The 6,291-nt window shown below is 66.8% G+C and carries 5 protein-coding genes; 1 reads left to right on the top strand and 4 read right to left on the bottom strand.

The window, feature by feature from the left end:
* Positions 1-141: 141 nt before the first annotated feature.
* The 4 genes from AC1RQC_RS40180 to AC1RQC_RS40165 all read right to left on the bottom strand — a co-directional run bounded on the left by AC1RQC_RS40180 (position 142) and on the right by AC1RQC_RS40165 (position 5,370).
* On the bottom strand, positions 142-1,386 hold the full coding sequence (locus AC1RQC_RS40180) for a multifunctional CCA addition/repair protein (RefSeq protein ID WP_492815212.1): 1,245 nt from the start codon (positions 1,384-1,386) through the stop codon (positions 142-144).
* Positions 1,387-1,394: 8 nt separating this feature from the next.
* Positions 1,395-2,084 carry a glutathione S-transferase family protein gene (locus tag AC1RQC_RS40175; protein ID WP_492830352.1) on the bottom strand — a complete coding sequence of 230 codons (690 nt, stop codon included), beginning with the start codon at positions 2,082-2,084 and terminating at the stop codon, positions 1,395-1,397.
* A gap of 202 nt (positions 2,085-2,286) precedes the next feature.
* Positions 2,287-3,312, bottom strand: a complete 1,026-nt coding sequence (locus AC1RQC_RS40170; RefSeq protein WP_492373951.1) for a complex I NDUFA9 subunit family protein — start codon at positions 3,310-3,312, stop codon at positions 2,287-2,289.
* Positions 3,313-3,417: 105 nt separating this feature from the next.
* Entirely contained in the window at positions 3,418-5,370 is a 1,953-nt protein-coding gene (locus tag AC1RQC_RS40165; RefSeq protein ID WP_492886841.1) for a lytic transglycosylase domain-containing protein, read from the bottom strand.
* Positions 5,371-5,466: 96 nt separating this feature from the next.
* Between AC1RQC_RS40165 and AC1RQC_RS40160 the strand changes: the two genes are divergently transcribed.
* Positions 5,467-6,075: a 5-formyltetrahydrofolate cyclo-ligase gene (locus AC1RQC_RS40160; protein WP_492886839.1), complete on the top strand. Its 609-nt coding sequence runs from the start codon at positions 5,467-5,469 to the stop codon at positions 6,073-6,075.
* The last annotated feature ends 216 nt before the right edge of the window (positions 6,076-6,291 follow it).

Genomic DNA, 6,291 nt, shown 5'->3' with positions numbered 1-6,291 from the left:
ATCCGGGTCGCTTCTTTGCCTACTTTCTTGGCGAGACAAGAAAGTAGGTCGCCTCCCCGCAGGGGAGGTGAAACTGCTGTTGCCCTTGACCTTCAGCCGTTGCAGCTGAATTTGCAGTTGCAGTTGCAGTTGCAGTTGCAGTTAAACCCCTCCCCCCCCAACCTTAACCTCCACTGCCGCCACCCGCGCAGCATGCACCCGATCCTTAATCAACCCAGGATCCCCAGCACACTCCCGCGCCACGGCCCCGGCGTCCACCGAAGCCGCCGCCTCCAGCGCCATCATCAACCGCGCCGTCTGCGGATACTCCCGGTCCTCAAACCCAAGCCGTCCCCGCGCATCCGCCTCGCATGCCTGCAGCACTTCAGCAAACCGCGCCGGCTTGCGCAACGCATCGCACCGCTCCAGCAATCGCGTCAGCGCAGCCGCGCCAAACGCCTCGGAGCGATGGATATTGCCATGCTCGCGCGCCACCACCACAGCCAGGTCACGGCAGTCAGTCGGCACGCGTAACCGCTTGCAAACCGCCTCCAGCAATGCCACGCTGCGCTGCTCGTGCCCGATATGACGGGGCAGCACATCCTCGGGCGTGGTGCCCTTGCCCAGGTCGTGCATCAGCGCGGCAAAGCGCACCGGCAGCGAGGTGCCCATCGCGGCGGCGGTATCCACGACCATCATCACGTGCACGCCGGTATCCACCTCCGGGTGGTAGTCGGCCCGCTGCGGCACGCCCCATAGCCGGTCCAGCTCGGGCAGCAGCCGCGCCAGCGCCCCGCATTCGCGCAGCACTTCGAACATGCGCGAGGGCCGTGCCTCCATCAGGCCGCGCGCGAGTTCCTGCCAGACGCGTTCGGCCACCAGTGCGTCGACCTCGCCGGCTTCCACCATCCGGCGCATCAGCACCAGCGTCTCGGGGGCTACCGTGAAATCAATGAAACGCGCGGCGAAGCGCGCCACGCGCAGGATCCGCACCGGGTCTTCGGCAAAGGCGTCCGACACATGGCGAAACAGCCGTGCGGCAAGGTCGCGCTGCCCGCCATAGGGATCGATCACAGGGCCCGTGAGCGCGCCGTCATCGCCCACCGCCTGCGCCATGGCGTTGATGGTGAGGTCGCGCCGCACCAGGTCGTCTTCCAGCGTCACGTCCGGCGCGCAATAGAACGAAAAGCCCTTGTATCCTGCCGCGGTCTTGCGCTCAGTGCGGGCCAGCGCGTATTCCTCCCGGGTCCTGGGATGGAGGAAAACGGGGAAATCCTTGCCTACCGGCTTATAGCCCTGGGCTTCCATCTCGGCCGGGGTTGCGCCCACCACCACATAGTCGCGGTCCTGGCTCGACAAGCCCAGCAGGGCGTCGCGAATGGCGCCGCCTACGGCATACACCTGCATGGACGAGCTCAATGGTTGATCACGACCGCATCGGCGCGATCGGGGGTGAGGCGGTAGGGCTCGTCGGAGGCGAGGAAATCGCGCTCCTCACGGGCATCGGCGATCCACGCCTGCATGGCCGGCAGCGCCAGGATAAAGTCCGCATATTGCTTGGCGGCCTCCGGCAGGTGGATGCCATAAGTGGCAAAGCGGCTGACGACCGGCGCGAAAAATGCGTCGGCAATGGTGAACGCGCCAAACAGGAACGGCCCGGCGGCAGCATGGCGCGCGCGCAGGTCCGACCAGATCGCGGCGACACGGTCCACATCGCGCTGCACCGCCACGTTCCAGCCCATGCCGGGCAGCACCGCGGTGACGTTCATCGGCAGCTGGCTGCGCAGGTTGCCGAAGCCAGAATGCATCTCCGCGCAGATCGAGCGCGCATGCGCACGCTCGGCACGGTCGGCCGGCCAGAGCCGCTTCTCGGGAAAGGACTCGGCCAGGTATTCGGCAATCGACAGCGAGTCCCACACCGAGACATCGCCATCGACCAGCACCGGCACCTTGCCAGTGGGCGAGTGCTTCGCAACCGCTTGCTCAAACCCGGCCACGAACAAGCGTACCTTGACCTCTTCGAACGCAATGCCAGCCTGCCGCATCAGCAGCCAGGGGCGCAGCGACCAGGAAGAGTAATTCTTGTTGCCGATGACGAGCTTCATCGCAAAATCCTTGCAGGGAAACGTGGGGGAGCGCGCGCGGGGCCGGGGCAAGCCCGCAGCGCGAAGCGTGCGCACGCAAGCGCACGCCGGCGAGCGAACCATTGTAGCCAGCCGCGCCAAGCGCCTCCAAGCGAATTACGCTCGCAGCGATGTGAATCCTGGTCACATGCGAAGGGCAAAACCCGGCCGGGCAGCCTGCCGCTCAACGATACCCGCTGCGCCGCAGTCCCAGCATCTGGCTCTCGTGCCCACGGCCCGCCAGCACATCGGTCATCACCACCTCCAGCCCCACCGGCTGGCCCAGCCCAAGCTCGGGCGCGATCGGCCCCCGCATGACATTGTCGAGCCGCATGGAGTCCAGGTTGTCGCGCGACATCACCGGCGCGCCCGGCATGTATTCGAGGATGGCTGCCTGCACGCGGGCCAGGGCGTCGGGCAGGTGCAGGACCGGGCGCGGGTGGCCGCTGGCGCGGCCCGCAAAACGCACCAGCTCCTCCAGCGTATAGACCTGCGGCCCCGCCAGGTCGTAGGCGCGGCCGATAGTGTCCCGCGTCGCCATGGCGTTGACCATGACCTGCGCCACGTCCTCCACGTACACCGGCTGGAACCTGGCATGCGCGCAGGCGAGCGGCACTACGGGCGCCAGTTGCTGCATATGGGCGAACAGATTGAGGAAATGGTCGTCGGGGCCGAATATCACGGACGGACGGAAGATGGTCCAGTCCAGAGCGCTCTCGCGCACCACGCGCTCGCCGTCGCCCTTGCTGCGCAGGTACATCGACGGGCCGGCGCTATCGGCGCCCAGCGCGCTCATGTGCAACAGCCTGCGCACGCCAGTGCTGCGGCAAGACTCGACAATGCGCCGCACGAGGTCTACGTGGGCGGCGGCAAAAGCCGCGCCGTAGGGCTCGGCGCGTTCGCCATGGAGAATGCCGACCAGGTTCACCACGACGCCGTCGGTGCCCAGCGTGCCAATGGCGGTGTTCAGCGCAACATCGTTCCTCACGTCCAGCTCGATCACCTCGACGCGCGGCAACAGCAGCAGGTGCTGCGCATGCTCGGCGTCGCGGGTAGCGGCCACGATGCGCTCAGGGTCCAGAGGCGGCTCCACGACGGTGCCCGGCTCCAGCGGCGTGGCCGACGCGGTGGCAACACCTGCCAGGCGGGCTACCAGGTGGCTGCCGACAAAGCCGGCCCCTCCGATCACTAGAACGTTGCTGGTCTGCATGGATCTCTCCGCGGCAAGGGACGACTGGCGCACGCTCCAGGGCTGGAGCACGCGCCGGCTACCGCATTGGCCTGCAGACCGCGCTGCCTTGAAGGCGTTAAAACCTCAAGGCAGGCTGGTGGTGGTGATCTGCGACGGCGACACCACGCCCAGGCGATCCTTGAGCGACTGCGGCCGGCCGCTCATCAATGCAGCATAGTACGTGGCGTTCGACAGCACATTCTTCACATAGGTCCGGGTCTCCGAGAACGGAATGGTCTCGGCGAAGATCGCGCCCTCGACCTGGCGCGGCAAGCTGGAGCGCCAGTTCTTGGGACGGCCCGGGCCGGCGTTGTAGGCGGCCGAAGCCAGCGTCCAAGAGCTGTCCAGGTCCGTCAGCACCATGCTCATATAGTTGGTGCCGAGCTGGATGTTGATATTGGGATCGCTCATCATCGAGGGCGAGAAGTCGGTCATGCCGATCTTGCGCGCAACCCACTTGGCGGTCGCCGGCATCACCTGCATCAGGCCATGGGCGCCGGCGGACGAGCGCGCGTTCATGATGAAGCGCGACTCCTGGCGCACCAGCCCATAGGCCCACGCCATATCCAAGCCCACGTCATCGGTGGCGCGCTGCATGATGTCGCGGTACGGCATCAGGAAGCGCAGCGAGAAGTCATGCTCGGCCTGGGTGCGGTCCGCGGTGTTCACGGCGCGGTCCAGCAGTTCGATGCGGCGGGCGTAGTCGGCGGCGGCCAGCAGCTGGCGGTCGGTCATGCCGCGCAGTTCCCAGTTCCATTCACGATTGCCTTCGAAGCGCAGGTTCAGGTCATAGAACTTCTGCGCGCGCAGGAAGCCCGGGCGGGTGCGCATGGCATTGACCTCGGCATCGCTGACCTGCGTGCGTGCCGGCAGCACGATGCGGTTGCCCAGTTCCTCGCTGGCCAGCTGGCCGTAGAAGTTGAACTGGCCGGCGATCGACTGGAACTGCTTCTCGGCCTCGGCGCCGCGGTTGTCCGCCTTGAGCGCGCGCCCGTACCAGTACGTCCAGGCCGGATCCTTGGCGCGCAGCTCGGGGCGCATCAGCTCCACTGCCTGGCGCACCTGCTTCCAGTCGCCCTGGCGCAGTGCGGCGCGCACGCGCCATTCCTGCGTTTCGTCGGACAGCCACTGGTTACCACCCAGGTCCATCTGGCGGCGGTAGTAGCCGGCCGCCTCGGGTGCAAGCTTCTTGGCGGCGTACTGGCCGACCACGCCCCAGCTGGCGCCCTGCTCGTCGCGCGACAAGCTGCCGGCGTTGGCGCTCAGGTAGGCCGCGGCCTGGGAGGGATCGTTGCGCGCCATCTTGACCACGGTGGCGAGCGTGTTGCTGTCGCCGCGCGCGTCCGGCGCGGTGGCGGCGATGCGCCCGGCCAGCGTCACATAGTTCTGTTCCAGCGCCTGGCGTGCCTGGAAGGCCACGTCGCTCGGCTCGATCTGCCTGCTTTGGGCCAGGTAGCCGATCAGGTCGACACAGCCTTCGCCGTAGTAGCGCGGATCGCTCAGCGCCGCGCGTGCGTCCGCCGCCACGTTCTGGCCCTTGAGCGCGCGTGACAGCAACGCGTAGCACTCGACCTGCGTATCGTCCTTGAGCACGAACTGCGGGTATTCGGCGTCGAAATTGGCCCAGTCGCGCTTCTTGCCCAGCACCAGCAGCCAGTCGTTGCGCATGCGGTCGGCAATGGCCTCGCCCTTGTAGCGCTGCAGGAAGGCACGCACCTGGTCGTCAGGGGCGTCGATGCGGGCCAGGCCGCTGGCGTCGAACATCTGCGGCTTAATGCGGAAGTACTCGACGTAAGACGAGATCGGGTAGTCCACCAGCGTGGCCGAGATGGCGTCGGTGCGTGCCACGTCGTTTTTACGCGCGGCTTCGCGCAGCGCCACGAAAGCGTCGTCGGGGTTGCTCGGGATAGCGAGCGACTGCGATTGGGGTTGCGGCTGGGGCCGTTTCTGCGCAAATACCGGCGTGGCAAGCACTGCGCACGCGATCGCCGCCAGGGCGGCCTTGGCCACACGCTGCGGATATACTCCCTTCGGCATTCTTCTTCCTTGTTGTGACGGCCGGACAACACCTTTCGAGGGCGTGCATCCGACCGTGCAATGTTGGGTCAACAGCAGACATTATCCCACGCAGCCATGCCAAGCGACGACGTTCGCAGCCCCTCCGGCGCGCCCGGAAAGCCCGACTCCAGCGTGCCGCGAGCGGCACTGCGGCGCCAGTTGCTGGCGCTGCGCGGCGCATTGCCGCAGCGCCCCGCCGCCGACGCCGGCATCGAAGCCGCGCTGGCCGCCCTGCTGGAGCGCTTGCCCGTGCATCGCCTGGGCTTCTACTGGCCGATCCAGCAGGAGTTCGACGCCCGTGGCGTGGTCTCGCGCTGGCTGGCCGGCGCCCCCGCGCGGCAAGCGGCCCTGCCGGTGGTAAGCCGGCCGGGCGCGCCGCTGGATTTCCACCAGTGGGAACCGACCACGCCGATGGTTGCCGGGCATTACGGCATTCCCGTGCCCGATGGCACGCCGCCCTTGCTGCCAGACGTCCTGCTGATTCCATGTGTCGGTTTCAGCGGGGATAAGTTCCGCCTGGGCTATGGCGGCGGGTTCTACGACCGCACGCTGGCGGCGCTGGCCGCCAGCGGGAACGCGCCGGTGGCGATCGGCATCGGGCATGAGGCCTGCCGGATTGCGTTGGTGCCGCAGGAGCATGATTTGCCGATGGATTGGGTGGTTAGTGAGGGGGGGGTGTTTTGAGGGATATGGGATGTGTCTTCATCCTATTGGGGGGGTGGTCGCTGTTTCTTTGAACGGCGATGGCGTTCGCACCCAAAAGCCATACGACATCCCCCTGCGGGGTTGGTCGCTGTTTCTTTGATCGGTGTTGGTTTTTGCACCCAAAAGCCATACGACATCCCCCTGCGGGGGCTGCCGGTCACTTTTCTTTGACCGGCAAAGAGGGTGAGGACAAAT

The sequence above is a fragment of the Cupriavidus sp. GW822-FHT03E04 genome (assembly GCF_058801495.1).
This window is presented reverse-complemented; position numbering and strand designations above follow the sequence as displayed.

Bases quoted from the DNA above. Each gene is read 5' to 3' on its own strand.
- AC1RQC_RS40180 (WP_492815212.1), bottom strand. From the start codon at position 1,386: ATGCAGGTGTATGCCGTAGGCGGCGCCATTCGCGACGCCCTGCTGGGC.
- AC1RQC_RS40175 (WP_492830352.1), bottom strand. From the start codon at position 2,084: ATGAAGCTCGTCATCGGCAACAAGAATTACTCTTCCTGGTCGCTGCGC.
- AC1RQC_RS40170 (WP_492373951.1), bottom strand. From the start codon at position 3,312: ATGCAGACCAGCAACGTTCTAGTGATCGGAGGGGCCGGCTTTGTCGGC.
- AC1RQC_RS40165 (WP_492886841.1), bottom strand. From the start codon at position 5,370: ATGCCGAAGGGAGTATATCCGCAGCGTGTGGCCAAGGCCGCCCTGGCG.
- AC1RQC_RS40160 (WP_492886839.1), top strand. From the start codon at position 5,467: ATGCCAAGCGACGACGTTCGCAGCCCCTCCGGCGCGCCCGGAAAGCCC.